This window comes from Prochlorococcus sp. MIT2308 (assembly GCF_059772345.1).
The window spans coordinates 128,569-153,589 of sequence record NZ_CM186283.1 but is presented as its reverse complement, the minus strand read 5'-3'; the positions used below and the strand labels follow the sequence as shown (position 1 = coordinate 153,589).

31 protein-coding genes are annotated in these 25,021 nt (G+C 31.8%); 19 read left to right on the top strand and 12 right to left on the bottom strand.

What is annotated here, in order from left to right; all coding sequences use genetic code 11:
• Nucleotides 1–5: 5 nt before the first annotated feature.
• Nucleotides 6–1,220 carry a M16 family metallopeptidase gene (locus tag AC6EIW_RS00795; protein WP_498520747.1) on the top strand — a complete coding sequence of 405 codons (1,215 nt, stop codon included), beginning with the start codon at nt 6–8 and terminating at the stop codon, nt 1,218–1,220.
• An 8-nt stretch (nt 1,221–1,228) separates the two neighbouring features.
• On the opposite strand, the gene AC6EIW_RS00790 is transcribed toward AC6EIW_RS00795, so the two are convergent.
• Nucleotides 1,229–1,450, bottom strand: coding sequence for a DUF3148 domain-containing protein (locus AC6EIW_RS00790; protein WP_498520746.1), 222 nt, complete (start codon nt 1,448–1,450; stop codon nt 1,229–1,231).
• Nucleotides 1,451–1,508: 58 nt separating this feature from the next.
• On the opposite strand from AC6EIW_RS00790, the gene AC6EIW_RS00785 reads away from it, so the two are divergent.
• Genes AC6EIW_RS00785 through AC6EIW_RS00775 form a run of 3 tightly spaced genes read left to right on the top strand, consistent with a single transcriptional unit; the run spans nt 1,509 to nt 4,166 of the window.
• Nucleotides 1,509–2,108: a biotin transporter BioY gene (locus AC6EIW_RS00785; protein ID WP_498520745.1), complete on the top strand. Its 600-nt coding sequence runs from the start codon at nt 1,509–1,511 to the stop codon at nt 2,106–2,108.
• Nucleotides 2,105–2,602, top strand: a complete 498-nt coding sequence (lspA, locus tag AC6EIW_RS00780) for a signal peptidase II (protein ID WP_498520744.1) — start codon at nt 2,105–2,107, stop codon at nt 2,600–2,602. Before AC6EIW_RS00785 ends, lspA begins: the two co-directional genes overlap by 4 nt.
• Nucleotides 2,603–2,612: 10 nt before the next feature.
• Nucleotides 2,613–4,166, top strand: coding sequence for a YcjF family protein (locus tag AC6EIW_RS00775; protein WP_498520743.1), 1,554 nt, complete (start codon nt 2,613–2,615; stop codon nt 4,164–4,166).
• Between the two features lie 113 nt (nt 4,167–4,279).
• Here the strand turns inward: AC6EIW_RS00775 and AC6EIW_RS00770 are convergent, their stop codons facing one another.
• Nucleotides 4,280–5,650 (bottom strand): pyridoxal phosphate-dependent decarboxylase family protein, encoded by a 1,371-nt coding sequence (locus tag AC6EIW_RS00770; RefSeq protein WP_498520742.1) that lies wholly within the window; start codon nt 5,648–5,650, stop codon nt 4,280–4,282.
• A 152-nt stretch (nt 5,651–5,802) separates the two neighbouring features.
• Between AC6EIW_RS00770 and AC6EIW_RS00765 the strand changes: the two genes are divergently transcribed.
• Nucleotides 5,803–6,258 carry a nucleoside deaminase gene (locus AC6EIW_RS00765; protein WP_498521592.1) on the top strand — a complete coding sequence of 152 codons (456 nt, stop codon included), beginning with the start codon at nt 5,803–5,805 and terminating at the stop codon, nt 6,256–6,258.
• Here the strand turns inward: AC6EIW_RS00765 and AC6EIW_RS00760 are convergent.
• Nucleotides 6,251–7,411: a pyridoxal-phosphate-dependent aminotransferase family protein gene (locus AC6EIW_RS00760; protein WP_498520741.1), complete on the bottom strand. Its 1,161-nt coding sequence runs from the start codon at nt 7,409–7,411 to the stop codon at nt 6,251–6,253. The two genes, AC6EIW_RS00765 and AC6EIW_RS00760, sit on opposite strands and share 8 nt — an antisense overlap.
• 225 nt (nt 7,412–7,636) lie before the next feature.
• Here AC6EIW_RS00760 and glnA point away from each other — a divergent pair, with 225 nt between their 5' ends.
• From glnA to AC6EIW_RS00745, 3 genes are all read left to right on the top strand, one after another.
• On the top strand, nt 7,637–9,058 hold the full coding sequence (gene glnA / locus AC6EIW_RS00755; RefSeq protein ID WP_498520740.1) for a type I glutamate--ammonia ligase: 1,422 nt from the start codon (nt 7,637–7,639) through the stop codon (nt 9,056–9,058).
• Nucleotides 9,059–9,200: 142 nt separating this feature from the next.
• Nucleotides 9,201–10,262 (top strand): class I SAM-dependent methyltransferase, encoded by a 1,062-nt coding sequence (locus AC6EIW_RS00750; protein WP_498520739.1) that lies wholly within the window; start codon nt 9,201–9,203, stop codon nt 10,260–10,262.
• A gap of 47 nt (nt 10,263–10,309) precedes the next feature.
• Nucleotides 10,310–10,567, top strand: a complete 258-nt coding sequence (locus AC6EIW_RS00745; protein ID WP_498520738.1) for a DUF6439 family protein — start codon at nt 10,310–10,312, stop codon at nt 10,565–10,567.
• 4 nt (nt 10,568–10,571) lie between these two features.
• On the opposite strand, the gene AC6EIW_RS00740 is transcribed toward AC6EIW_RS00745, so the two are convergent.
• Both AC6EIW_RS00740 and AC6EIW_RS00735 read right to left on the bottom strand, forming a co-directional pair.
• Complete coding sequence (locus AC6EIW_RS00740; protein ID WP_498520737.1) at nt 10,572–10,964, bottom strand: ATP-binding protein; 393 nt, start codon at nt 10,962–10,964, stop codon at nt 10,572–10,574.
• 130 nt (nt 10,965–11,094) lie between these two features.
• Nucleotides 11,095–11,811: a GUN4 domain-containing protein gene (locus tag AC6EIW_RS00735; protein WP_498520736.1), complete on the bottom strand. Its 717-nt coding sequence runs from the start codon at nt 11,809–11,811 to the stop codon at nt 11,095–11,097.
• Nucleotides 11,812–11,850: 39 nt separating this feature from the next.
• Between AC6EIW_RS00735 and mnmH the strand changes: the two genes are divergently transcribed.
• The 3 genes from mnmH to AC6EIW_RS00720 are packed head-to-tail and all read left to right on the top strand — an operon-like array spanning nt 11,851 to nt 14,370.
• The gene (gene mnmH / locus AC6EIW_RS00730; RefSeq protein WP_498520735.1) at nt 11,851–12,906 is read left to right on the top strand and encodes a tRNA 2-selenouridine(34) synthase MnmH; all 1,056 of its coding nucleotides are present in this window, start codon (nt 11,851–11,853) and stop codon (nt 12,904–12,906) included.
• A 42-nt stretch (nt 12,907–12,948) separates the two neighbouring features.
• Nucleotides 12,949–13,290 carry a photosystem II reaction center protein Psb28 gene (psb28, locus tag AC6EIW_RS00725; RefSeq protein WP_498520734.1) on the top strand — a complete coding sequence of 114 codons (342 nt, stop codon included), beginning with the start codon at nt 12,949–12,951 and terminating at the stop codon, nt 13,288–13,290.
• A 9-nt stretch (nt 13,291–13,299) separates the two neighbouring features.
• Nucleotides 13,300–14,370, top strand: a complete 1,071-nt coding sequence (locus AC6EIW_RS00720) for an AI-2E family transporter (RefSeq protein WP_498520733.1) — start codon at nt 13,300–13,302, stop codon at nt 14,368–14,370.
• A gap of 378 nt (nt 14,371–14,748) precedes the next feature.
• Here AC6EIW_RS00720 and AC6EIW_RS00715 read toward each other — a convergent pair whose 3' ends face one another.
• Entirely contained in the window at nt 14,749–14,952 is a 204-nt protein-coding gene (locus tag AC6EIW_RS00715; protein ID WP_011293667.1) for a DUF8635 family protein, read from the bottom strand.
• A gap of 262 nt (nt 14,953–15,214) precedes the next feature.
• On the opposite strand from AC6EIW_RS00715, the gene AC6EIW_RS00710 reads away from it, so the two are divergent.
• Nucleotides 15,215–15,529 (top strand): hypothetical protein, encoded by a 315-nt coding sequence (locus AC6EIW_RS00710; RefSeq protein ID WP_498520732.1) that lies wholly within the window; start codon nt 15,215–15,217, stop codon nt 15,527–15,529.
• Between the two features lie 11 nt (nt 15,530–15,540).
• On the opposite strand, the gene AC6EIW_RS00705 is transcribed toward AC6EIW_RS00710, so the two are convergent.
• Together AC6EIW_RS00705 and AC6EIW_RS00700 are read right to left on the bottom strand one after the other, a co-directional pair.
• A complete protein-coding gene (locus tag AC6EIW_RS00705; RefSeq protein WP_498520731.1) occupies nt 15,541–16,098 on the bottom strand; it encodes a DoxX family protein in 558 nt (185 codons plus the stop codon).
• A 430-nt stretch (nt 16,099–16,528) separates the two neighbouring features.
• Nucleotides 16,529–17,749 (bottom strand): BaiN/RdsA family NAD(P)/FAD-dependent oxidoreductase, encoded by a 1,221-nt coding sequence (locus AC6EIW_RS00700; protein ID WP_498520730.1) that lies wholly within the window; start codon nt 17,747–17,749, stop codon nt 16,529–16,531.
• Nucleotides 17,750–17,971: 222 nt separating this feature from the next.
• Between AC6EIW_RS00700 and AC6EIW_RS00695 the strand changes: the two genes are divergently transcribed.
• The 3 genes from AC6EIW_RS00695 (at nt 17,972) to AC6EIW_RS00685 (ending at nt 19,417) form a co-directional block, all read left to right on the top strand.
• Nucleotides 17,972–18,187: a DUF8635 family protein gene (locus AC6EIW_RS00695; protein WP_498462523.1), complete on the top strand. Its 216-nt coding sequence runs from the start codon at nt 17,972–17,974 to the stop codon at nt 18,185–18,187.
• 108 nt (nt 18,188–18,295) lie between these two features.
• The gene (locus tag AC6EIW_RS00690; RefSeq protein WP_498520729.1) at nt 18,296–18,529 is read left to right on the top strand and encodes a hypothetical protein; all 234 of its coding nucleotides are present in this window, start codon (nt 18,296–18,298) and stop codon (nt 18,527–18,529) included.
• A 624-nt stretch (nt 18,530–19,153) separates the two neighbouring features.
• Nucleotides 19,154–19,417, top strand: a complete 264-nt coding sequence (locus AC6EIW_RS00685; protein WP_498520728.1) for a DUF8674 family protein — start codon at nt 19,154–19,156, stop codon at nt 19,415–19,417.
• A 52-nt stretch (nt 19,418–19,469) separates the two neighbouring features.
• On the opposite strand, the gene AC6EIW_RS00680 is transcribed toward AC6EIW_RS00685, so the two are convergent.
• The 4 genes from AC6EIW_RS00680 to AC6EIW_RS00665 all read right to left on the bottom strand — a co-directional run bounded on the left by AC6EIW_RS00680 (nt 19,470) and on the right by AC6EIW_RS00665 (nt 22,421).
• Entirely contained in the window at nt 19,470–19,805 is a 336-nt protein-coding gene (locus AC6EIW_RS00680; RefSeq protein ID WP_498520727.1) for a hypothetical protein, read from the bottom strand.
• Nucleotides 19,806–19,930: 125 nt separating this feature from the next.
• Nucleotides 19,931–20,134 carry a hypothetical protein gene (locus AC6EIW_RS00675; protein WP_498520726.1) on the bottom strand — a complete coding sequence of 68 codons (204 nt, stop codon included), beginning with the start codon at nt 20,132–20,134 and terminating at the stop codon, nt 19,931–19,933.
• A 452-nt stretch (nt 20,135–20,586) separates the two neighbouring features.
• A complete protein-coding gene (locus AC6EIW_RS00670) occupies nt 20,587–21,438 on the bottom strand; it encodes a hypothetical protein (RefSeq protein WP_498520725.1) in 852 nt (283 codons plus the stop codon).
• A 707-nt stretch (nt 21,439–22,145) separates the two neighbouring features.
• Complete coding sequence (locus tag AC6EIW_RS00665) at nt 22,146–22,421, bottom strand: DUF1651 domain-containing protein (protein WP_498520724.1); 276 nt, start codon at nt 22,419–22,421, stop codon at nt 22,146–22,148.
• Nucleotides 22,422–22,571: 150 nt separating this feature from the next.
• Between AC6EIW_RS00665 and AC6EIW_RS00660 the strand changes: the two genes are divergently transcribed.
• The 4 genes from AC6EIW_RS00660 to AC6EIW_RS00645 all read left to right on the top strand — a co-directional run bounded on the left by AC6EIW_RS00660 (nt 22,572) and on the right by AC6EIW_RS00645 (nt 24,883).
• Complete coding sequence (locus AC6EIW_RS00660; protein WP_498520723.1) at nt 22,572–22,763, top strand: hypothetical protein; 192 nt, start codon at nt 22,572–22,574, stop codon at nt 22,761–22,763.
• Nucleotides 22,764–22,979: 216 nt separating this feature from the next.
• Nucleotides 22,980–23,381 (top strand): DUF1824 family protein, encoded by a 402-nt coding sequence (locus AC6EIW_RS00655; RefSeq protein ID WP_498520722.1) that lies wholly within the window; start codon nt 22,980–22,982, stop codon nt 23,379–23,381.
• A gap of 232 nt (nt 23,382–23,613) precedes the next feature.
• Nucleotides 23,614–24,069: a hypothetical protein gene (locus AC6EIW_RS00650; RefSeq protein ID WP_498520721.1), complete on the top strand. Its 456-nt coding sequence runs from the start codon at nt 23,614–23,616 to the stop codon at nt 24,067–24,069.
• 637 nt (nt 24,070–24,706) lie between these two features.
• On the top strand, nt 24,707–24,883 hold the full coding sequence (locus AC6EIW_RS00645; protein WP_269610077.1) for a hypothetical protein: 177 nt from the start codon (nt 24,707–24,709) through the stop codon (nt 24,881–24,883).
• Nucleotides 24,884–25,021: the final 138 nt, after the last annotated feature.

Here is a 25,021-nt window from a genome sequence, read left to right as displayed (position 1 = left end):
AAATAATGTCCGCAAAATTATGGATAGAGAATGGTAGCAGAAATGATCCAAAAAATCAGAAGGGGATTCATCAAATTTTAAGCTCAACAATGCTTAGAGGGTGTGGTCCATACAACAATAATCAAATTGCTGAAATCGTGGAAAGTTCTGGTGCAAATTTAAGCTGTGATACATTTGAAGATGGTCTTCTAATAAGTCTTAAATGTATCGAGAGTGATGCTTATAAACTTCTTCCTTTAATTGGTTGGATGATTACGAAACCTAAACTTCAGCTAGATCAGATTCAATTAGAAAAAGATTTAACAATAAAAGCAATTAAAAGACAAAAAGAAAGTACTTATCAATTAGCTTTTGATGGCTGGAGAAAGATGGTATACCGTGACGGACCATATGGACATGACCCACTAGGATCAATCAATGATATAAATAAAATTAATAAAGAACATATATTGCCAATTTCAAGATCATTAATTCATAGAAAAAAGAACTTAGTAATTTCAGGAAAGTTTCCTATTAACGTAGAAAATTATATAAAAAATTCAATTTCTTTTAAGGGAATTAGTGAAAATTTTACTAATCAAAATGAAATATCAAAGATAAACAGTTTTACTAGAGATCAAATCGTAGATAACAAAAAAACTAGCTTTTGTGCACACTCATTAAATACAAATCAAGTTATTCTACTATTAGGCAAAGCAACAATTAGATATGATAATGAATCTGACATTTTGCTTAGATTGTTATCATGTTACTTAGGCTATGGAATGTCAAGTTTATTATTTAAGGTTCTCAGAGAAAAGCATGGAGTAGTTTATGAAGCAGGAGTTTATCACCCTATTAGAGAGAATCAAACGCCATTTATTATGCACGCCTCTACAACTGAAGATAAGGCAATTCTAACTCTCCAGTTACTGAAAGAATGTTGGAGAAAAATTCTAAATAGTGAAATATCTCCAGAAGAATTAGATCTTGTAAAGATAAAATATCGAGGACAAGTGGCCCATTCATTGCAAAGTGTTAGTCAAAGAGCTGAGCATAAAGCTCATCTTTTAGGAATTGGTTTAACAAAAGATCACGATAAAGAAGTACTACTAAGCCTTGATAATATTAGTAGTAAAGAAATCAAAGATGCTGCCAATAAATATTTACAGGAACCACTGCTTAGCGTTTGTAGCAACAAAGAAGTTATACGGAAAATCAGTAAATTCTGGCAAGCGTAATTTGATTTTCAGTTACCATCTTTTAGAATCTTAAGTCTTTCAGAAGGAATCAAGAAATTGCCCCTTCTAAATTTTACTTCTAATACATCTTTTGACCTTATACCAATAATTACGCCAACCTCATCAAGAGATACTAGATCTGGAGGTCTTAACATTGAAATAGAATCTGCTGTCTTCAAATAGGGCAGAGGAACTTGTAAGGATACTTTTTCTCCAATTGAAAATTTCATTATGATTAAATAGCCCTAAATTATCTTATTGACATATCAAGCAATTTGTAAATAATTAATGTATGAGATCTGCTCATTAAATTCATTGCAAAAATTTAGCAGCGGGTTAAAAGCAATAACAGGCGTAATGTTAATCATAATATTCGCAATGTTACCATCATCTATAATTTTTCTTCAAGAGGACCTATCTCTCTCAATTATTCCACTTCATAGCAATTGGCAAATTCAAGGGCTTCTTTTAACTTCATTGCTTTGCGGACCTCAAATAGGAACAATTTCTGCAATTTCCTATCTGATTATAGGTTTATTCTATTTACCTGTATTTCATGGAGGGGGGAGTGTTGGTTATATCTTAACTCATGAATTTGGTTACTTGTTAGGATTTATTCCTGCTGCTTGGATATCTGGTTTTTTAGCAAAAAAAGATTCTAAAGCTAATTTAATTAATTATTCACTTTATACATTACTATCATTATGCATTTTGCATTTTATAGGTATTATTTATTTAATTTTAGGTAAAATATTTGGAAATTGGTCAGATAAATTATTCGATCTTATTTTGATAAATACTATTGTACCTTTCCCAACTCAATTATTACTATGCATATCGATTTGTCTATTATCAATATTACTAAAACGTATATTAATAGTAAGATGAATCAATTAAAGAGTAGAAGCATGAAAATCATTATATACTCTTTTTTCATTGTTTTATTAGATCAAGTTAGTAAGTTTTTAATGTTAAGTATATTAGGCTTTGAAAGATCAAAAAATATTATTCCTAATTTATTAAATTTCACACTAGTAAAAAACAAAGGCGCTGCATTTAGTATTTTCAGCAATTCAACAAATATTCTCACTATCATAAGTATTCTAGCCACTTTAATACTAATTATTATCATATTAAAATTTCCACCAAAATCTTTTTGGAATTTTATTGGACTTACATACCTTTTAGGTGGGACTGTAGGTAATGGAATTGATAGATTATTCAAAGGCTATGTTTTAGATTTTTTTGAGTTAGTTCCAATTAATTTTCCTATTTTTAATGTAGCAGACATATCAATAAACATTGCTATATTATGTTTTTTAATTGATATAATTAAAACTAAAGATAAATCAAGTCAAAAGTATTCAAAAAAAATAAAATGATAGTTATCATATGAAAATATATAATTCAAAAAAAATAATATTTTATATATTCATAGTATTCATTAGCTTGATACTTGTAGGCTTGGTCGGGGCAATAATTAGATTAATAAATATTCCTGCAATATTTATTACAGTTTTCATAATAGGTAGTTTAATTTATACAAAAAAAATAGATAATTTTAAAGACATTTTTAAATCTATCTTCAAAAATAATAAGGAAGAGAAATTATTAGACCTATCAGTCATAAGCAAGAAAGAGGCTGCAGGAAAGTCACTAAAGACACTTGATCAGTTAATCATGTTAATTAATGACAAAGTAAAGGCAAAGGCACTAATGGATGAAAAAAATAGAGTTTCATTAGAATTAGATAGAGGCGATATTATTTTAGTAGTTTTTGGAATCGGCTCCAGTGGCAAAACATCATTAATAAGATCTCTGCTAAAAAGAATAGTAGGTAAAGTTAGTCCTGAAATGGGCTCAACAAAATCACAAGAGACCTATAGGCTCAAGCTCAAAGGGCTTAAAAGAGGAATTAAAATAATCGATACTCCAGGGATACTAGAAGCAGGGGAAAGAGGAAGAGAAAGGGAAAAGAATGCGTTAATAGAAGCACGTAAATCTGATTTAATGTTAGTAGTAATAGAAGGGGATTTACGTTCTACCGAAACAAGAACAATTAGAACTTTATCTAAATTAGGGAAAAGACTTATACTAGTATTAAATAAAATAGACTTAAGAGGAGAAAATGAGGAGAAAAGATTAATTGAAATTCTTAATTCTAGATGTTGTGATTTTATTGAATCAAAAGATATTATTTGTACATCAGCATCACCTCAGACAATTGCAATCCCTGGAGAAAAACCTTATCAGCCAGAGCCTGAAGTCAGTAGTTTAATTAGAAGACTAGCAAATATATTACACGAAGAAGGTGAAGAGTTGATAGCAGATAATATATTACTTCAATGCAGTAATCTTGGTAAAGAAGGGAAAAGGTTATTAGTTAAGCAGAGAAGTCAATCAGCTAAAAAATGTATTGATAAGTATGGTTGGCTTAGTAGCGGAGTATTAATATTAACACCATTACCATTCATAGATATGATCGCTGCTGCTGCGGTGAATGCACAAATGGTTATTGAAATTGCAAAAATTTATGGTGTTGAAATCACAAAAGAAAAAGCAAAAAACTTAGCATTTTCGGTCGGTAAAATACTTGCAACTATGGGTTTAGTTAAAGGGGGAGTTTCTCTAATAAGCTCCACATTAAGTTTATCGCTTCCAACATTAGTTGTTAGTAAAGTAATTCAAGGAGTAAGTGTCTCCTGGCTAACAAGGGTTGCTGGAGCAAGTTTTATAACTTATTTCCAGCAAGACCAAAGCTGGGGAGATGGTGGGATCCAAGAAGTTGTTGAATATCATTACAACTTAAACAAAAGAGATGAGTATTTCAAAAGTTTTATTCGCAGAGCTTATGAGAGAGTTATTGATCCTTTAGTTGAAAAAAAATTCAAAAAACTACCACCGCGATCAAGGCCTCCGAGGGGGGAGGACTCATTGGACCTCTAAAGTCTAAAGCAAACACAATTGCCAAATAAATCAGGCCAATCAAAATTGATATAAATGCTGTTGTTAAAGCTAAAATATTTTTTTTATTAAAAAAATCATTATTCATTTTAAAATCAAATAATTGAATGATTAATAAGATTAGCTAAAAGTTTTAAATCATCAAATTTAGTATTAGGGTTACCCATAACAGCCTTTAAATAATAAGTATCCTCGTACATTGGTCTGGAAAGCATAAACTTATTGGCTAACAAAGAGTTTCTAGTTTTTATAGACCATTTGGACGCTTCAGAAGAAGTACAATTTAACGGTGTTAATGCCATCAGATGAAGAGGTCCTGATATTATTTTAAATTTTGACGAATCAATTATTGATTCTAAATAACATCTTTTTTTAATAGACTCCAAAAGTATTTTATCAATACCATCTTCGCCCAATTGTCTTAAACCAATCCACAATTTCAATGACTCGGCGGATCTGGTTCCTTGAATTCCAAGTTCTCCTCCATGAAAGTCATTACCGATACTTGGTTCGGCATAAGGTAACCCAGTTGAAAATGTAGAAGAAAGATGGTTTTTATTAGCTACAAGTAAAAGAGAAGAAGTTTTTGCGATTCCCAATATTTTTTGTGGGTTAACGGTTAAGGAGTCAGCTGAACCTAACCCCTTAACAATTTCTGAGGTAATTGGAGATAGACCAAAAATTCCACCTATTGCGGCATCAACATGAAGCCAAACTTTCTCTTTTTGACAAAATTGAGCAATTTCAAACAGTGGATCAATAGCTCCTCTGACAGTAGTTCCTGCTGTAGCGACTACAGCAAAGCATTTCTTCCCTTGAGATTTAATTTTATTTAAACTTGAACGTAAACAAGAAATTTTTAATTCACCATTTTCATCTGTAGGAATTCTTTGTAGAGATTCCTTTTTTAAACCCATAATCCTTAGAGCTTTCAAGAATGAAACATGACAATCGTCACTAGCAAAAAAGACAGCACTAGGATCGCTTTCTAAACCAGCAATATTTCTTGCCATTACTAAAGCCATTAAATTACTTAAACTTCCTCCGCTAGCTGCTACACCTCCAGACGAATTACCCAAACCCAATCTCTGACAAAACCATTTGCAAAGGTTTCTTTCCAAGGATGACAAGCTGGGCGATAATTCTTCTGCTAAAAGATTATTGTTTAAACCTGCACAAATCAGTTCTCCTACTATTGAAGCTGATAGAGGGGGTGGGTCCAAATGAGCAAGCGATCCTGGATGGGATGGTCGATAGGAACCATTCATTAACAATTTAAGTTCGCTCAACAAAACATTATTAGAGACGCCTTCTCTCCCTGGATAAACATCAGGCAATTCAACGGAGTCAGGAAATGGAGATTGACTACCCGACTCAGCAAACCAATCACAAAGATTACTTGAGGCTTGTGCAAGTAAAGATTGCAATTCTCTATCTAAATTGTGAGGAGATGCGAAAGGGTCCAAAGAAAATAAGTCTCTATTTGTGGTATTGGATAATCAAGTTCAAACCAAAAAAATGATTAATCTGTAGATAAGTATTTTATTTGATAATTCTCCAAAGACCTAAAAAATTGTCAAACCCAATCGCTCTGAGTCAGGAAGAAAAAATAAAGTGGATGACAAGATTGCTAACCAAAGCAAACCTTGTAGGAGAGAAAGGTGAAGTCCCTATTGCTGCAATTATTCTCGACAAAAGAGGAAGGTGTATTGGCTATGGGGGCAATAGAAGGGAAAAGATGAAAGATCCTTTAGGTCATGCTGAGTTAGTAGCCCTCCGACAAGCTTCTTGGATAATTAGTGATTGGAGATTTAATGACTGTACATTGATAGTAAATCTAGAGCCATGTCCAATGTGCGCAGGCGCTTTAATACAAGCAAGGATGGGAAAGATAATCTTTGGATCGGAAGACCCAAAAAGAGGAGCACTAGGTGGAACTATAAATCTAGCGGAACATAAAAGTGCTCATCACAAAATGATTATCGAGAGAGGTCTAATGGAAGAAGAATCAAGAAAGATTATCGTAGATTGGTTCAAAGATAAAAGAATCTACCAAAGAAAATATATTATCTAAACTTAGGTAGTTCAGTTTCGAAAATATTTAATATTCTATCTACATTTGTAGAAGTCGAGTTATATCCCATTAAACCTATTCTCCATACTTTTCCAGCCAGATCACCAAGACCACCTCCTATCTCAATACCAAAGTTACTTAGTAAATGATTAGTAAAAGCCTTGCCATCAACACCATTAGGTATTTTCACAGTAGTAAGAGTAGGTAAGCGTAATTCTTCTTCAACATGTAACTCTAAGCCAATATTTTCTAAAGAATTCCAAAGCGATTTTGCATTCTTTCTATGTCTATCCCATGAAACTTCCAATCCTTCTTTAGCTAACAATCTAAGCGCTTCTCGAATACCAAAATTCATGTTTACAGGAGCAGTGTGATGATACACACGATCACTACCCCAATATTTGTTAAGTAAAGACACATCTAAATACCAGTTAGGAACCTTATCTTTTCTGTTGCTCATTTTATTTTCAGCCCTCTCATTCATTGAAAAAGGTCCTAATCCTGGCGGGCAACTTAATCCTTTTTGACTGCAACTGTAAGCCAGATCAATTTTCCACTTATCCAAATAAAGAGGAACGCCTCCCAGAGAAGTTACAGTATCTACAAGAAGTAAACAATTATATTTTCTGCATAAATCACCAATTCCATCCATGGGTTGACAAACACCTGTGGAAGTTTCGGCATGAACAATTGCTAAAACTGCTGGATTATGTTTTTTCAGTGCATCTTCTATTTCATCAAGTGAAAAAGCATTACCCCAATCTTTATGAATGGTTTCTACATTTGCCTTATATCTGCCTGCCATATCAGCAAGACGATGGCCAAAATATCCTTTTATGGCTACTAAAACCGTATCCTCTGGCTCGACAACATTTGCCAGTGTTGCCTCCATCGCGGCGCTTCCTGTCCCACTCATAGGGAGTGTTAATCGATTGCTGGTTTGCCACGCATATCGAAGTAACTCTTGCACCTCACTCATCAAGGCCACATAAAAAGGATCTAAATGACCAATTGGTGGCTGAGAGAGCGCTTTCAAAACAGCAGGATCTGCATTTGATGGGCCTGGCCCAAGTAATAACCTTTCAGGGGAAACAGTTGGACCAAAATCTTTACGATGTTGATTATCAACAGAAGGAAGAATTTGAGTGGCCAAGAAAACAGATCGGTTTATATACCTTTGAGCCTAAAAGGCGATAGGCAAAGTCGGGGTGTTTTTTTTAGGGATTGCAATAGGAATTTGCTAGATATGCCCTAGAACCCAAAAAAACAATCATATTTTTCTGTTAAAAATCTAAAAAAAGTGCTTCTTGATACAAAAAGAGATGCAACCGCTTATTACGTTCATAATTGATTAACTATTTTGTAAATCAAATTAATCATGAGCAAGACCTCTCAAGATGTTCTTCGTCAAATTAAGGATGAGGGCATTGAGCTAATAGATCTAAAATTCACTGACTTACATGGCAAATGGCAACATTTAACCGTAACTTCAGATCTTATTGAAGAGAGCTCTTTCTCAGAGGGTCTCGCTTTTGATGGTTCTTCTATTCGCGGATGGAAAGCAATAAACGAATCAGATATGGCAATGGTTCCAGATCCATCAACAAGCTGGATAGACCCTTTCTACCATCACAAAACTCTTAGCTTAATTTGTTCAATTCAGGAGCCAAGAAGTGGAGAACCATATTCCAGATGTCCAAGAGCTTTGGCACAAAAAGCATTGGATTATTTAGCAAGCACTAGTGTCGCAGATGCTGCATTCTTTGGCCCTGAACCAGAATTCTTTATTTTTGATGACGTTCGATACAATTCAGGGGAAGGCGGGAGTTTTTATAGCGTAGACACCATTGAAGCTCCCTGGAACACAGGTAGAGTTGAGGAGGGTGGCAACCTTGGATACAAGATTCAACTCAAAGAAGGATATTTCCCTGTCTCTCCAAATGACACCGCTCAAGACATGAGGTCTGAAATGCTTCTTTTGATGGGTGAACTAGGAATACCTATTGAAAAACATCACCATGAAGTAGCAGGAGCTGGGCAGCATGAACTAGGGATGAAATTCGCACCCCTAATCAACGCTGCAGACAATGTGATGATTTATAAATATATCGTTAGAAATGTGGCCAAGAAATATGGCAAGACCGCAACTTTCATGCCTAAGCCAGTTTTCAATGATAATGGAACAGGAATGCATGTCCATCAAAGTTTATGGAAAAGTGGTCAGCCTTTATTCTTCGGAGAAGGTACTTATGCCAATTTATCTCAAACAGCTAAATGGTACATAGGAGGGATCCTGAAACATGCGCCTTCATTCCTTGCATTTACAAACCCAACTACCAACAGTTACAAAAGATTAGTTCCTGGTTTTGAAGCACCTGTTAATTTAGTTTATTCGCAGGGCAATAGATCAGCGGCTGTCAGAATTCCTTTGACTGGGCCAAGTCCAAAAGCAAAGAGACTTGAATTCCGATCCGGTGATGCGTTAGCCAACCCTTATATTGCTTTCTCTGCAATGATGATGGCAGGTATTGATGGGATCAAAAATCAAATCGATCCTGGTGATGGAGTTGATGTTGACCTTTTCGAACTTCCTTCAGAAGAATTATCAAAAATAGATACTGTTCCATCCTCGTTGAATGATGCATTAGAGGCATTGAAAAGTGACAACAAATATTTAACTGAAGGAGGAGTATTTACTAACGATTTCATTGACAATTGGATAGATCTTAAATACGAAGAGGTTCAACAGTTAAGGCAAAGGCCTCACCCTCATGAATTCACTATGTACTACGACGCCTAAAACAAACTCTTAACTATAAAATTAGAGCTAAAAAAATTAGGGACAAAGCAAGAATTTTGCATTGTCCTTAATTTTTTTTTTGGTTAACTGGTCACTAATCAATCGAATCTGTTAGATAATAAAAAAAATTAATCAACGGTTTATGGCAAAGCCAAGCCTTAAAAAATTTGCTTATTACACTCTTCAACAGGGGAAAACACTGGCTGGCTTAGCTCACAAAGAGTTGAGTACTAAATTAATGGAAGTTTTTGCACCAGAAGTTGTCCCAGATAATTTTCCAATCGATCAAGAGTTATTAAAAGAAGTTAGAAGATCGATGGAACGACTTGAAAAAGTTGATTGGCAAGAAGCAGAGGCAGGAATTTACCCAAAATCTCAACTTTTCGAAGCACCTTGGTTGGAATGGGCAAAAAAATATCCTTTAATTTGGCTTGATATGCCCAAGACCTGGGAAAGACGTAAAAAGAATAAAACGAGAGAAATTCCGCGAAATGTTAATGAGGAAGATTACCCAAGTTACTATTTACAAAATTTTCATCATCAAACAGATGGATATTTAAGTGATCATTCCGCTGAAATTTACGACTTACAAGTTGAAATACTTTTTAACGGAACAGCCGATGCTATGCGAAGAAGAATTTTATCTCCTTTAAAAAGTGGTCTAAAAAAATATTTATCTGAAAGCTCAAAAAAAGTAAAAGTTTTAGATATTGCGACTGGGACAGGAAGAACTCTCCAGCAAATACAAAGTGCTTTACCTGAAGTAGAACTGTATGGTCTGGACTTATCAGGTTCATACCTAAAACAGGCTAGTAAATATCTAAGTTCGAGAAGTGGTGATCTCGTCCAACTTACTAAAGGAAATGCAGAAAATATGCCTTACTCATCAAACAGTTTTCAAGCATTAACTTGTGTTTTCCTTTTTCATGAGCTTCCTAGAGATGCACGACAGAATGTTTTGAATGAATGCTTTAGGTTGTTAGAACCTGGAGGAACTCTTGTTCTTGCTGACTCCATACAGATAGAGGATTCTCCAAAATTCACTTCAATTATGGAAAACTTTCATAAAATATTTCATGAACCTTATTACAGGGACTACATAATAGACGACATTCATTTAAGATTAAATGAAAGTGGGTTTTCATCAATAACTTCTGAATCGCATTTCATGACTAAAGTATGGAAAGCTAATAAACCAATTTAATTTTATAAAAAAAGTATCTAAAAACACCTTTAAACCAACTTAATATTATGGTCAAAAAAAATAAATGCATCTGGTCAGAGAAAGCCAAATCTTTAGCTAAAGATCTTCACAAGGAAATTAGTATAAATAATTATAATTGGCATGAACTCAGGGGAAATAAAAGAAGGAGAAGTGCTGAGTTGATTATTTCTGCAATATCACAATTAATTAATGATGGAGACGAAATAGAAATAGAAAACCTACTCAATCAAGCAATATTATGGATAAAAGAAGAGGTAAGAGATACAGGATGTAAAAACCACTAAAGCATTACTTTTTTAGTGATAGTTGCAATCTATTGCCTTTGTTACTCCATCTAACATCATCAAAACATTTATGAATTAAATAAATTCCTCTTCCACTATTTGCATCAATTTCTTGAGGTAAAGAATTTAGCCTTTTGTTTTTAACTATGCCTATTCCTTCATCTTGAATTTGCCATACAAACCATTTAGGAGTAAGTATTCTTCTAACTCGAACGACTTTATTAGGATTAGATAAGTTTCCGTGAACAACAGCATTAACAAGAGCCTCATGCAAACCCAATTCAACTTTTTGTGCAGTTTCTTTGCATATTACAGGCTCTAAAAGAGTCTCAACAAATGATGCTAGTTGTAAAGTAGAGGGTTGAATAAATACAGCCCAGTTTTTAGAAGGCTCCACAATTAATTAAAACATCTTTAGTAAATTAATTTTCTGAACAAAGAATTAGTATATAAATAAAATTCATAAATTAAATTTAGGTCATAAATAGTATTAAGTGATGAAAATTTAAACATTCATAATTAAATGGTTAGGTTTGATCTTTTAACGCTTGATGATTTAGCAAGGCATCCATCAATCGAACTCCTCTAAGCTGGTTAACTAATGGCATATGACCGTTTGGTGCTTCGATGGACCAATTAAATGCTTTGGGATATCTAGTCCAAACCCCATCTTTTTTCCATCCTATTCGAGGCCAAAGTTTGTCATATCTTCCATCTACGGAATCTAGTATTTTTGCTTGAACTGTAAAACCAAATTTCCCTCTAGAATAGACAATCCACAATTTATTCAAAGTTGATAAATCAATAGTAGGTATTAATTCAACCTCAGAAAAATAAACATATCCTCTTTTTACAGCCTTTTCCCCTGCAAGCTCTCTAAGTTTCGAGCTTGTAAAACGGTCAGCATCCTCAAAACTTTCATTTAATAAATATTGCTGTAAAGGTGAATAATCAAACCCAACTTCTGAAGATGCTGTGAACCAAGAAAAGTCCTCGCAATTAAGAGTATTTTTTATAAAATCATTATCAGTTTTATGAATTAGTTGCAAAATAAAACCAGCAACCCAGTCACAGGAACAGGGATCAAATCTAGACATTAAAGACGATCCTAGGGAAAGAAGCTCCTCAACTCGTTCTTCTAAAACATTCAACAAGCCTAGCTGCTTTCTTTCTGAAGCCATTCTGAAAGACTCCAAGAACTCCTCTATGCTTTCTTTATTTGGATGTGATTTTTCTTCAGTCATAATCTACTGCCGGCCTAAAATGACCTAAGCACTAATACTATGTCAGAGAAACCTACCAATTCAGGTTATCCCGTAACGGATTTTCGGAATTTAACCAGCCCAATAGTTGATGTAAGAAGTCCTAACGAATTTTCTCAAGGTCATTGGCCAGGCGCTATCAATATTCCTTTGTTTTCTGATTTGGAAAGAGAAATGATAGGGAAAAGCTATAAAAGAGAGAGTCGCTTAAAAGCAGTCCTTAATGGTTTAAAAGTTACACTCCCAAGTACTTCAAAACTACTGGACGTAATGATAAAAACAATTACAGAAAAGAAGGGGGGAGATAACTCATTAAGAATTTATTGCTGGAGAGGTGGAATGAGATCTGGAGCTTTTGCATGGCTTGCAAGAACAATTGGAATTAAGACCTATTTATTAGAAGGTGGATATAAAAGTTATAGGAAATGGGTTTTAGATCAGTTTGAGGCTGATTTACCCATAAGACTAATAGGAGGTAAAACAGGTACAAGAAAAACAGATTTACTCAATTACATCAATAAAGAAGATATATATGTCATTGACTTAGAGGGAATTGCCAATCATAGAGGAAGTAGTTTTGGTTCATTAGGCATGAAGAAGCAACCTACAACTCAACAATTTGAAAACATCCTCGCAGAGTCTCTTGATGAATTTCACAAAAATAACAAAGCTATTGAAATATGGATAGAGGCTGAAAGTTCTAATTTAGGTAAATGTCGCATACCAAATATGTTGTATTTAAAAATGAAGAAAGCACCAATTCTTGAAATAATAAAAACTAAGAATGAGCGTATAGAAAATTTAGTCAATCTTTATGGTCAAAACTCTCAAAATGAATTAGAAGAAGCTGTAGAGAGAATACAAAAAAGATTAGGTCCACAAAGAACAAAAGAAGCACTACTTGCGATCAGGCGAAAAGAATGGCCAAAAGCCTGTGAAGCAATGCTGGATTATTACGATAAATGCTATGAATACGAACTTAAAAAAAGAAAAAATATAGACTCCATTGATCTTAGCGGCCTAAGTCTAAAATCATCTTTAACTAAAATCTTAAAGAAGAACCTCAATCCCTTATAGTTTCATACAAGAGGATAACTATCAATAACATCTAAAGGAGAGATGAAAGAAATCCAGAAGACTGTTTCAATTCAATTCGTCAAAGGAGAAAGCGAAAAAGGTCGTCCTGAAATACGTATGTTCAGAGACTTGGATGGCAAAAAAGGTAAAGCGGTATATAAATTTTTCACCCCTAAAACAATCACATTAGAAAACTTCAAATCGATAAAAAAAATGTATTTAATCGATCAAGAAGGTGAGCTTTTAACAAAAAATGTTGATTTGTATATTTCAGGAAATTATATTAAAGAAGTAACGTCAACATATAGCTGGAATTCAGAAAAAGAATTTGAAAGATTCATGCGTTTTTCTATAAGATATGCAAATTCATTGACTAATAATTAAATTCCAAAATTGAAACTCACTAACTTACTATCTTTTACATCATTAATCATTTCTTTATTAATTTTATGGAGCTTAAGAGAAATAATTATACTATTTTTTGCTTCGATAGTTATAGCAATGGCGCTATGCACTATTACTGGCAAAATTCGTGAATTTTTTCATATACCAAGATGGATTTCTTTAGGAATAACAATAATATCTATGGTAGTAATATCAAGTGTTTTAATAGTTTTAATAATACCTCAGTTCACCAGTGAATTTCAGGAGCTAATAAATCAGATACCATCAGCAGCAAGCAAGCTAAGGGAGCTTATAATAAATTCTTTTTTTAATTTTGCAGAAATCATATATAAAGATAGTATTCCAAACCTAACTGATAGGACATTATTATCGAATCAGCTTAGTATTATCCCAGACAGTGCAACCCTTGCCAGTGGTGTAACAGATAGCATTACAAAGTTAATAAATTTAGTAAGTAATGTTGGCATAGGAATTATTCAACTATTATTCATAGTCTCTGTTGGATTAATGATAGCTTTACAGCCAAATTCATATAGAGAAGTTGCTATATTGTTAGTTCCTTCATTTTACAGAAGGCGAGCAAGAACAATTTTATCGACATGTGGTAATGCCTTAAGTAGTTGGATGGCTGGTGTTGTCCTTAGCTCAATCTGTGTAGCGATACTTGCTTCTATTGGACTGTATTTATTGGGAATAAAATTAGTAATTGCTAATGCTTTAATCGCAGGTATTTTAAATGTTATTCCAAATGTAGGGCCAACAATTAGTACCATTTTCCCTCTTTCTGTTGCTTTACTAGATACCCCATGGAAATCATTTGCTGTTTTAGGCCTATACATCGTAATTCAAAATATTGAAAGCTATTTAATAACACCCTCAATAATGCACAAACAAGTTAAGTTACTGCCGGGACTAACAATTACCGCGCAATTTATATTTACTATCCTTTTTGGACCAATAGGTTTGTTATTAGCAATACCAATGGCTGTTGTAATCCAAGTATTTGTGAAAGAAGTAATTGTTAATGACATTTTAGAAAGAAATTATTCTTCTAACTAAGCCTAAAAAAGATAGAAACGATTGTTATACCCCTCAAGGAGCAGTCCATAAAGAAGTTTCTTTTGCTAAAATTTCAGATGAATTTCTTTTCTCAAATCCATTTATTCACAACACCAGGAGTTCAAAAGCTATGCCTGAGATGACTTTTAGGGACCATATCAATCAATCTGATTGATATGGTTTTCAATCATTCCACCTATACTGATTTTTAAAGTTTCTCCAGTCATTAGCTTGATTGATTACCTTGTTTGTATATTGTTAGTAGTTCTTTTTTTTTTGCAAGCCCAAATATATAATGTTAATTACATAAATTTAAAAATAATCTATTAATCCACTAAGAAATAATTCAAAATACCAATTGTTAACTAGTTAATTTTATTAATCATCAAATTCAGGTTTGGGTTTCTTTTTAACTTTACCTGAAAGCAATTGATGTAAAGCATCCAAGGAATTATATACCTCTTTAAGCTCTGACAACTCAGGCAACAAGCCGTATTGACCAAGCATTTGATCCAAGTCTCTTAGTTCCTGCCTGATATAACGCAAATGAGAACTAACTTCCTCTCTCTTACTAGTAGACATTATAAAATAGATTAAATTGCTTCAATATTTTGATTTTAGCTTAAGATAAGTATGATAAGCATCTGCATTTTTACAAAGTTTATAAAGTTCGACTAAATCAAGATTATTCAAACACACTTAATTATTTATAAAATATTGATTATGGAAAATTTACCAGAATCAACTTCTCTATATGCGAGCCCGATTAATTTAAAACACTATAAAGAAAGCGTGATTCCTAATTTGTAAAAAAATAAAAACTATACTGGGCTATTCGTAATAGATGGTTAAGAATATATATATGGATTATAAAAAAAGAAAAGAACTCAATCTGAGAATAGGCAATCTAATAATTGCAATATTCCTAGCTACTGTACCCACTGCCATAACTTATGGAACTTTGAGCATTCATGGACTTAATATTTGCAGAACCTTGAGCTCAAAAGTTACAAGTACTAGAGAAATCAAAGAAAGTTGTTATGAAGCTTCATGGGAAACTACAAGAAGTTATATATTTTTAATTGGCTTTTTTATTACTTTACCTACTTGGATGTGGTTTTACTTGTCAATGAAAAAAAGAGAAAATAATGTAAAATAATAAAAATTTACTTAAGATGACAAGAAACTAGAGAAAGGAAATTCAAAAAATTTGTCTTGCTTTGGTTTTTTATCAATATTTTTAGTTTTACTAGGCTTACTATTCTGAATTGGTTTCTTATTAGACGTTACTCCGATAGGGTTTGTTTTATTTATAAAAACTTCATTAATCAAATAATCAGCTGAGAATTTTCCAGGTCCTAAGCAAATTATTGAAATAGCAGAAGAGAAATAGAGAGCAAGTAGCTCTAACAAATAAATATTAAAACCTGAGGTGACCAAAGCATGATAGATGGCCACACTCATTGTACCTAAAATTGCAGTAGCCCCTAACCTTGTACCAAGGCCAATTATCAATGACCAACTTCCAACAATCTCGGAAGCAGCAGCCACGTAAGAGAGAGTAATAGGAAAAGGCAAATGAAGAGGACGCACAAATGCATCAGCAAAGTTATTTATGTCATTTAATTTTTCAAATCCATGGTGAATGAGCAAGGCACCAGTAAAAACTCTCAAAACAAGGATTGCTAAATCCTTAAGTATGGTTTTATAGATGATGGAACTAAGCAATTTGACCTAAATTCGCTAAAATGAACTTTAATTGCAGACGCATGCAAAGTGTGGATACGAGGAACCTCAAAAAAGATGATAAGTATTAATACTTATCGAGGTTCTGATGTATTTCTGTTCAAAACCCTAATAATTTGAAACCAATGAACACATGAATTTAGGATTCAAATTTTGAAAAAGTCTAATCAAAGAAATATTCTATCAAGAGTTCAAAGTCTCTCAGATGTAGAGTAAATAATTACCTTGAAAAGTATTAATACTCACAACAAGATTTTGATTGGGGTATTAAAATTTTTCAAAATTTATGAGTACTCGTGAGCACATCTCTTCTTGCGGCTACAGCATCCATAGGAATTATCATAATTGCGATACCAGCTTTGATTGCTTCACTTAGCTAAATTTATCGCATAAAATCAAATCACGGTTTGATTCATTTAACCGAAATTCCATTTCCTGCTACCCAAGCACTTGTCCAACAATGCTGGAAGTTGAAACCACCCGTAACACCATCAATATTTAATACCTCGCCTGCAAAAAATAAACCCTCACAAATCTTACTTTCCATGGTTTTAAAATTAATTTCATCTAGAGATACCCCACCAGCTGTTACAAATTCTTCTCCATAAGGACCACGACTATTTATTAGATAATTATTCATTATTAAACATTTTACTATCGAATATATTTGGCTTTTAGATAAATCTGCCCATCTTAATTTACTCTCAATGTTTAAGGTTAAAAGAAGTGCTCGCCATAGGCCTCTTGGCAAATTATGAAAGGGTTTATTATTAATTACTACCTTCTTACCATTTTCTAATTTATACAAATCAAGTTTTTTCCTAACATCGTTTTCACTCATACAAAGCCAATTTATTCTTAGTTCACCTTTATATTTATTTAAATATAAATTTCTAGCACTAAATGCAGAAAGGCGTAAAACAACAGGGCCACTAAAGCCTTTATGGGTAATCAGGATAGAACCTGTCTCAGCATACTTTTTTTTGTTAACGGTAAGTTCAGCATTAACATTTAAAGTTATCCCTGAACAAGAAGTTAATGATTTTTCAGAGGTTGATAATGAAAAAAGAGATGGCACAGGCTGAACAATTGAGTGACCAAGGCTTAAAGCAAGTCTGCGCCCACTGGGATGGCTCCCAGTGCAAATTAAAATATTTTTAGCTTCAAAGTAATTATTACCTTTAACTAATAAATTAAAACAATTTTTTTTTTTTGTTATTTTCTTCACATGAGAATTAGTAATTATCTTTACGCCAGATTTTTTTGCAACTGCTGTTAAACATTTTATTACGTCTTCAGAAGAATCAGAACTAGGAAATACACGTCCGTCCTTCTCTATCTTAAGACTAAGTCCTTTTTTTTGAAACCAAGCAAATGCTTCGACTGTAGAAAATCTATTAAACAAGCCTATTAGTTGTTTTTCTCCTCTAGGATAATTATTTACCAAATTAGAAATATCCCAACATGAGTTCGTTAAATTACATCTACCTCCACCACTAATTCTAACTTTCTCAAGAACTTTTGAGGTACCTTCTAGTACAACAACAGAACCAAGGCCCTTATTAATAGCTGTAATTGCTCCCATAAAGCCAGAAGCGCCACCACCAATAATGACAAGATCTGATACGACCAAACGATAGACTCCAGTAAATTATAGTTTAAATAAATAATATACATTTTATTTAAATCAAACTTTTATTCAATAAATAAAAGATATTTTTAAATAAAATCATAAAAGAAGTTGACTTCATTTAAATTAAACAGAAGATTTTACCAACAAACACATTGTCTTGATACGCAGTTGAAATCTTAATTCAGTTCTTTTTTGTTGTATCTTTTCAAAAAATAAAAAAATATGGCTGGCCCTAAAAGAGATGAAGCAAAATCTATTCTCTCGTATGTACGACAAGAGCTTAGATACATGGATGAAGATCTGAGGAACGATGGTCTACTTCCCGAGTTGTCATCACTAAGATCAGTATACGAGCAACTTTCAACTTTACTAGAGCTTTCAGACGGTAGGAGAAAAAAGAAAGAGAAGCCTGAATTTCCTGAAGACAAAAAACTTTAAAAAGCCAAACAAATTAATAAATCCATTGCTTGAAGAATAAAAACTTAAAAAATATATTCACCTCTTTTTTGTTTCCATATAAGTGACACGTAGTAGTCTATTCTAATAATGAAGTTAACTAACTATATAGCTCAAATAAAAAAATACCTATTTTTTGTTGAACTAATGCCAAAAAATCATACAAATTCTAGTGGTGAATCTAATCTTCTAAGCCCTATGAGTGGGATTACTTTTTGGGAAAAAGGAGAGATGGCATTTACAGCGCTAAGAAGAATTAATGAGCATAAAGCAAACAATGAACTGGAAAAAGCCCAAATAATGATAGATGAATGGATTTTATAAGAAATAATAAGTAAAAGATTAATAAAATATTTTAAATTTAACGGATTAGTAAAGTAAATCAAATTTTTTGTTCTAAATAAATCTACTTCTCCTTCATAAAAAAAGGAATGGCTATCTTTGCTAGAGAATGCTTATAAGATGATAACTATAATTTCAAGCAAAAGAAAAAACAATCAAACAAAGGTATTAGGTATATCAATTGAGGAAGCCTTGATTGCTATGAATTAATTTGATATTATATTTTCTAATAATTTGATAATAAAAAACTTTTAAAGTGAAAAATAATCTAAATAGATCATCTTTCAAACATAGAGATCATTATGAATTGATATCAGACATAGATTTAATTATAAGATCCAAGATAAAACTATAATCAATAGCTATTTCAACAGTTTCAGCAGTTCATTATGTTTCAAAAAATATTCTAAATAAATAATAAGAGTAGTTTAAAATTATTGATAAAATTAACCCGATTAAAGAAAAGAAAACAGGAAGGTATTCAAAAGAATGCAGAGATCAACAAAAATCACGCATAAATCAAATCAATGGATTAGAAAGTAGTCGTATTAGTTCTTCTAAGGATCACCCAAAAAGTTTTTTTTATAAGAAATTTTAAATATAAACATGACAGTAACAACTCGCCCAAAATCAAACTCCTCTAATCTCCTTGAAGAAGCATTAAATCAGCCTCCAATTGGAGAGACAGCTAATTTCGCATGGAATGCAACTCCACTGGGAATTGCAGCGATTTATAAAGGAATTTCTCCTTCAAAACCTCCATATGAGCAAGCAATTAAAGAAGGGGAGGAATTATCTATGGATTTAAGTCGTGAAGAGAGAGAATTTCATCTCACCCAAAAAGGACTTACGCTTATTTTCTATTCTTAGAAATAAATCAAAAATTTATCAAATCATAGCTAAAAATGTTGTACTCAAAAATTCAGTTATCTTCGACTGATGAGTCTATTACCCATTCTTCAGGCAATCCAAGCAGAACGAGAGCTTTATCCTCCCAATCTGTATCGATTGACCAATCGTAAGGGACTTCAAAAGACAACTTTATCTCATTTTTATTTTTAATGTATGTTTTACTTTTAGGGAAAGCTTTGTTAGCAATATTATTTTCACAAATATACAAATCGTCTGAGTTGACGTATTCAACATAACCTAAACTCTTTATATTCTCTTCAAACTTCAGTTCCAGTCTTACATTAAAGCAATGAGCCTCATCCCAGTCAGAATAGTGAGAAAAATATTTATCCCAAGAATTTGACATTCAAAAATAAAGACTCCAAACCAGATTACTAGATAAAAACAGATATGAATCAGAAATACAATAGAGAACAGCTAAATATACAAAGTACTTTTGTTAGTCACAGTAGATATAGGAACTCTAAATTATTAATTGGTGAAGGTGAGAAAATTAAAATCATTGAGTACCCAAGTACCTAAAGTAAGAAGTCCAAATCCAGCGATGAACATCATCAATGCAACAACCTTGTAGCGAGTAGCTTCGGAGCCTCTCCTCAATAAAAAGGTCTCAGCAGCAAAAGAATTTGATTGAGGAACGATCTTTTGTACTTTGTTTTTTCGTGATGAAAACATTTTTTCATATCGCTTTATAATAAATTAATGGAATTTTGCTTCGACCGCGAAGAACGGCTGAACTAAAAATAAGTTCAAGGGAAGCAAAAGAGGTGATAGGTATTAAAAGAAAAACCATAAAGACATAGCTAAATTCGATAATAAAAAAACGCAGGTATACTCGTATTGAAATACCTAAAGGAAGTATCGATATCAACTGCTATCAAAGAAAAAATATTATCTATCATCAAAAAGATAAGAGTAATGAAAAAGACAAAAGGATTCATTCCTTTAAACCAATCACCAATTTTTTAAAAAATTCAAGAGAACACGATCTCTTCATCCAATCAAAGGACTTAATATAAAAATAAAAGGAAATATATAACTTGACCAGCAAGAACAATAGAGAAAAGATAAATTTTTTTAATAGATGAGAATGATATTCATATTTTGGTAATATTTTTAAGTTATTACTAAGATTTATTTAGAAAGTTATTATTTAATGTTTTAAAATGATCATCCGAAAGAATCATAGTTTCAATTATTGGATAGATCATATTCTGTTTATAGATTAATAATATATCTTTCACTACGCTGTTGGCAAAGTCTAATGATTCTAAGAATTCAGTAGAACAATATACTCCTTTCCACGGCCTGTACTTAAATCTAGCTAGAAATTGCTTTGAAGGAATTAAAATACTCCCAAAAAACTTAATATTTGAATTCTTAAATTTATTTTTCATAGTATTATTTACAATATTTTTTAATATTTTAATTCTGTTTTGTAGAAGTTTATGATCTGTACCAAATTGAATCCAGACTGAGCCCACTAAACCAGATTCAAGTTTCTTTTCCAGTCTAATAATCTCTTCTTCAAACAAAAAAGTAGGCAAATAAGGATTGAATGCTACTCCAATAGATAAGTCTTTAGTATGAGATACGGGATTATCCTTAAGAAAGGATAAAGCAGCAACAGAATCTAAAGTCGACCTTTTTTGAGAACCAGATACAAGAAGTATTTGCTTACAGCCCAAATATTTTACAATCTGTAGAAATTTAATAAACGAATCCTGAGTATTTTGTCTATTTCTTCTGAATTCATGGAGAATACTAAAATGAGGGACAATATCAACATTCGGAAACTCTTCTTTTGCTATTTTAATGGACTTTAATAGAAAATCTTTTTTTAAATTGTTTTTACAAGGTATATTAATTTTATTAAGGTTGTTTCTTTGATAAAAAGATAAAATTCCGCGAAGTTCATCAACTGATTTAAAAGATATTTCTGTCCTTATATTATTCAAGTTAAATAATATATTATTCATTTGCTGTAGATGCAAATAGATTGTTTTTTACAATCTAACATAATTATTAAAAAAAGAGGATTAAATCTAGATTAATTAGTAAGTGTATATTTAAGATGTACTTAATTAGTTGAAATATTATAAATAGATTTTTAAAATTCAAACATATCTAGAGAGCTAGCATGGATATCATTGAAAAGTAAGATTGAGTAGTGAGAACAGCCATTTGTCATAGTCTAGATTTTAGAGAAAAGTAAAATGAAAAGAAAATACTTGAATATAATTCCAGAAAGGGCAAGATATTTTTTCATCTTTTAATAAATTGAAAACAAATAGTTACTAAAAAATAAATATTGGTGTTTTCATTTATCAATAAAATTTGAAAGATCTAAATTATTTATCTATTTTCGTTGATTTGTACATTAAATAAGTCTTTATCATTCTCAGAAAAACGTTGATTGGCATCTTTCAACAAAAAAATAGACAAATCCTTTACATTGTACATAAAATTCTTTTGATTTAGATAAATTTTATTTATTAATTCCTTAATTTCTAAATTAAATGTTGAATTAGACAACAAAACAATTGATGTCCACGAGGAAATTACAGCTGAAAATATGATACATAGCTTGAAAATTTTATTGAACATATATAGCAATTTTAAACCCATAAAATAACCAAATTGATAATAACTAGTAAACAGAATAATGTAAAATCTTAATTTTGTTTCATGCTGTCTTGGTCGTTTTGCAATCAAATTCAACCCAATTGGAATCAATCAATTGCTGCCAAGTCTTTTGAGAGTCCTGTTTTGTGACCTTTCTTCTACTTTTAAACTTCATAGGTTTTCCGTTTGGAACAACTCCCCACATATCTATAGTGAAATCTGTATTGTTGATTTCCTTTTCATTTGATCCCTTTTTAAAATCAAAATGAATGGCCCATTTATTGTGAGGATCTATAAGCCAACCAATAGGAGCTTCTAAGTTTTCTACTTTTGCCATCAAAAAATAAAGTCTTATTTGTGTTTTTAAATAAAAAAATAGGTTTCGTCAAGCCTCAGAATCTAAAGTGAAGATGAAGAAGTAAAAAAAAAAAATATTTAAAAAGGTTGAAAAATAGTTATAATAATTTCATAGAATCAACATAATAAGATGTCCTCCGAAGCTGGCAGCCCCCAATGTAGAGGTTTGATAGAAGCTAAAGAAAGCCTTCTAAAAGCGATGAACTCGATTAGAGCAATAGAGAAGACAGAGCAAATACAACAAACATTACGTGATATCTATAATGAACTGGAAATACTCCATGAATCTAGAAGGAGAAAAGAATCGAACAATCTAAATTGAATAGGTGGCTATATAGATTCCAATAATTAATTGAAGAACATTCTTATAAAAAAGAATTTTTTTCTTAGATACAAGAATTGATGTATTTTAGATTAGACACTGTTAATAAATTTAATTAGAATAACTTGAATTAAATAAACATAAAATTAGTATTAACCAATTAAATAATAGCAAATATGAGATGTAGCTGATAAAATATCTAAAATCTAAATATAAATGTCAAATAGAGATCTTAAAATATGCAAATTAGAAGATCTTGATAAATTGAGATCAGCTCCTACATTAAATAAAAAACAATCAACGATACTTCTTAATGAACTTAGGAATCTTGTTAAAAAGTCAGATTGGATAACTATCGGAATTATGGCACCTTCGTTACAAAAAGGAATTAATGCAATTAGAAGCTTAGAAGAAAAATTTAAATACAAAGCGATGAAATGCATTACATTTCCAAGTTCTGAAGGCCCAGTCTTCTTAAAAGCGAATCAAAAAACAGGTGAAATTCACGCAAGAATTGAATATGGATTGGGAGAAGGGATATTAATTAGCTGTCAAAATTATGATAATTCATTGAGTTCAAAAACTATTGGTCCCTTTCCATTAGATTTCTTTGAATAAAAAAATTATAATTAATTAGTCAGAATACAATGTAAATACTTCAAAGAATTGAATCTAAAAACAAACAAAAAATAGATTCCTGACAAAAGAAATGCTATTGTAATGATGATAATTCAAAAACATTTTTTAATACATTACAAAACACTAAAATACAATGATAAGTTAATGAAGCAAATGCTTAGCCACGTAAAACCTATTAGAGAAGATTTAATAGAATCTTTTTTCAGTATAAATGGATAAAGAAAGAGTAAAATTCTATCAGTCTGGTGATGGCTCTTATTTTTATTCCGCTGATGATGCATCCAAATGGGATCTTCTTGATAGGGTTGGGCAATTAAATCTATTACACGTATTAAAAAAAGAATGGGAACCTGAGGAAACAAGTCAAAGTAAATTAAGGAAAGTACTTCAAGAAATAAATATCGATGAGTTCGAGGATTTCATGGCAGATATACTAGGCATATGTGAGTCATTCGAAGAAATGGTATATGAATTTGAAGGCAATATAAATCTAAGTCCCGAATATTTAGAGAGGTTTTACCCAGAAGAGAAAGAAAGTCTAGAGAAGTTAAAAAAGCAGATAAAAGAACACAAAGAATGGAAGGAAAAGCATCAAGCTTCATATCCATTTCTAACTAGAAAACTATTAGAAAAGCATGAAAAAGACAATAACGAAAATAATTCTTAACTGCTTATAGATAGATAATCCACTCTAGAACAACAACTAGCAAGTTAATCTTTACATAGCATTACAGGATTGATTTATCGATTTTATATTTTAATATCATCTAATAATTCATTAAATAACCATACCCTGTAAAATCATGTTAACGAAGATTAGGCCTTCAATGAGACACTTTATTTCCTATATTTACTCTTAAGTATTAACTTCAAAACCTGATTTATATATTTAAGCTTTAAAGCAAAAGAAGTGAGCCAATAAGACAGCATTTAAAACACCTAATTAAACATAATAGTTGAACACTAATATCTCTTGAATAAGCTTGCTATCAATCATTTCAGGATTAACAGAGAAAATCGGGCTTTCTTGAAAATTCAAATAAATTCTCGATAAACACAAAATTTCTGCTGCCACAACAAAAACTTTGATGAAAATCATAATCAAGTGATTTTACCTACACGATCAGCAAAAAAATCTATTATGATCTTTACAAATGTTTACACAAGATGCTTTCTTCTTGAACTCATCGGACATCTCATGAGATTAATTTCGACTTATTTCCCACAAGCAACTCCATCCTTGTAAGGAATTTTTTAAACAAGGTTTCAAATTTAATCTCAAAGCATCAAATTTACATAAAACTATGACTTCTACCAATCCAAAATCTACAAATTTGATTAACAGAGATGATGTAAATGAAATGATCGAGAACGCCATAAGAAGGCATAACAGAAGATCTACTATCATTTCGGCAATACTTGGTTGGATTCTTATCGGTGGATACTCATTTGGCTTGTTTCACGTAGTTCAGAACATCTAATTAATTACAGTTAGTTAGATCTACGAGAGCAACATATTCTTTCTTAATTATAAATTTAACAAATTAAAAAATGTAGAAAAACCCATAAGATCTTTAACTATATTTTTAAATAAAAAGAGTATATTTAGAATATTCTGA

Coding starts and splice junctions, on each gene's coding strand:
- AC6EIW_RS00795 (WP_498520747.1), top strand. CDS start 6: ATGTCCGCAAAATTATGGATAGAGAATGGTAGCAGAAATGATCCAAAA.
- AC6EIW_RS00790 (WP_498520746.1), bottom strand. CDS start 1,450: ATGAAATTTTCAATTGGAGAAAAAGTATCCTTACAAGTTCCTCTGCCC.
- AC6EIW_RS00785 (WP_498520745.1), top strand. CDS start 1,509: ATGTATGAGATCTGCTCATTAAATTCATTGCAAAAATTTAGCAGCGGG.
- lspA (WP_498520744.1), top strand. CDS start 2,105: ATGAATCAATTAAAGAGTAGAAGCATGAAAATCATTATATACTCTTTT.
- AC6EIW_RS00775 (WP_498520743.1), top strand. CDS start 2,613: ATGAAAATATATAATTCAAAAAAAATAATATTTTATATATTCATAGTA.
- AC6EIW_RS00765 (WP_498521592.1), top strand. CDS start 5,803: ATGACAAGATTGCTAACCAAAGCAAACCTTGTAGGAGAGAAAGGTGAA.
- glnA (WP_498520740.1), top strand. CDS start 7,637: ATGAGCAAGACCTCTCAAGATGTTCTTCGTCAAATTAAGGATGAGGGC.
- AC6EIW_RS00750 (WP_498520739.1), top strand. CDS start 9,201: ATGGCAAAGCCAAGCCTTAAAAAATTTGCTTATTACACTCTTCAACAG.
- AC6EIW_RS00745 (WP_498520738.1), top strand. CDS start 10,310: ATGGTCAAAAAAAATAAATGCATCTGGTCAGAGAAAGCCAAATCTTTA.
- AC6EIW_RS00735 (WP_498520736.1), bottom strand. CDS start 11,811: ATGACTGAAGAAAAATCACATCCAAATAAAGAAAGCATAGAGGAGTTC.
- mnmH (WP_498520735.1), top strand. CDS start 11,851: ATGTCAGAGAAACCTACCAATTCAGGTTATCCCGTAACGGATTTTCGG.
- psb28 (WP_498520734.1), top strand. CDS start 12,949: ATGAAAGAAATCCAGAAGACTGTTTCAATTCAATTCGTCAAAGGAGAA.
- AC6EIW_RS00715 (WP_011293667.1), bottom strand. CDS start 14,952: ATGTCTACTAGTAAGAGAGAGGAAGTTAGTTCTCATTTGCGTTATATC.
- AC6EIW_RS00710 (WP_498520732.1), top strand. CDS start 15,215: ATGGTTAAGAATATATATATGGATTATAAAAAAAGAAAAGAACTCAAT.
- AC6EIW_RS00695 (WP_498462523.1), top strand. CDS start 17,972: ATGGCTGGCCCTAAAAGAGATGAAGCAAAATCTATTCTCTCGTATGTA.
- AC6EIW_RS00690 (WP_498520729.1), top strand. CDS start 18,296: ATGAAGTTAACTAACTATATAGCTCAAATAAAAAAATACCTATTTTTT.
- AC6EIW_RS00685 (WP_498520728.1), top strand. CDS start 19,154: ATGACAGTAACAACTCGCCCAAAATCAAACTCCTCTAATCTCCTTGAA.
- AC6EIW_RS00680 (WP_498520727.1), bottom strand. CDS start 19,805: ATGTCAAATTCTTGGGATAAATATTTTTCTCACTATTCTGACTGGGAT.
- AC6EIW_RS00675 (WP_498520726.1), bottom strand. CDS start 20,134: ATGTTTTCATCACGAAAAAACAAAGTACAAAAGATCGTTCCTCAATCA.
- AC6EIW_RS00670 (WP_498520725.1), bottom strand. CDS start 21,438: ATGAATAATATATTATTTAACTTGAATAATATAAGGACAGAAATATCT.
- AC6EIW_RS00665 (WP_498520724.1), bottom strand. CDS start 22,421: ATGGCAAAAGTAGAAAACTTAGAAGCTCCTATTGGTTGGCTTATAGAT.
- AC6EIW_RS00660 (WP_498520723.1), top strand. CDS start 22,572: ATGTCCTCCGAAGCTGGCAGCCCCCAATGTAGAGGTTTGATAGAAGCT.
- AC6EIW_RS00655 (WP_498520722.1), top strand. CDS start 22,980: ATGTCAAATAGAGATCTTAAAATATGCAAATTAGAAGATCTTGATAAA.
- AC6EIW_RS00650 (WP_498520721.1), top strand. CDS start 23,614: ATGGATAAAGAAAGAGTAAAATTCTATCAGTCTGGTGATGGCTCTTAT.
- AC6EIW_RS00645 (WP_269610077.1), top strand. CDS start 24,707: ATGACTTCTACCAATCCAAAATCTACAAATTTGATTAACAGAGATGAT.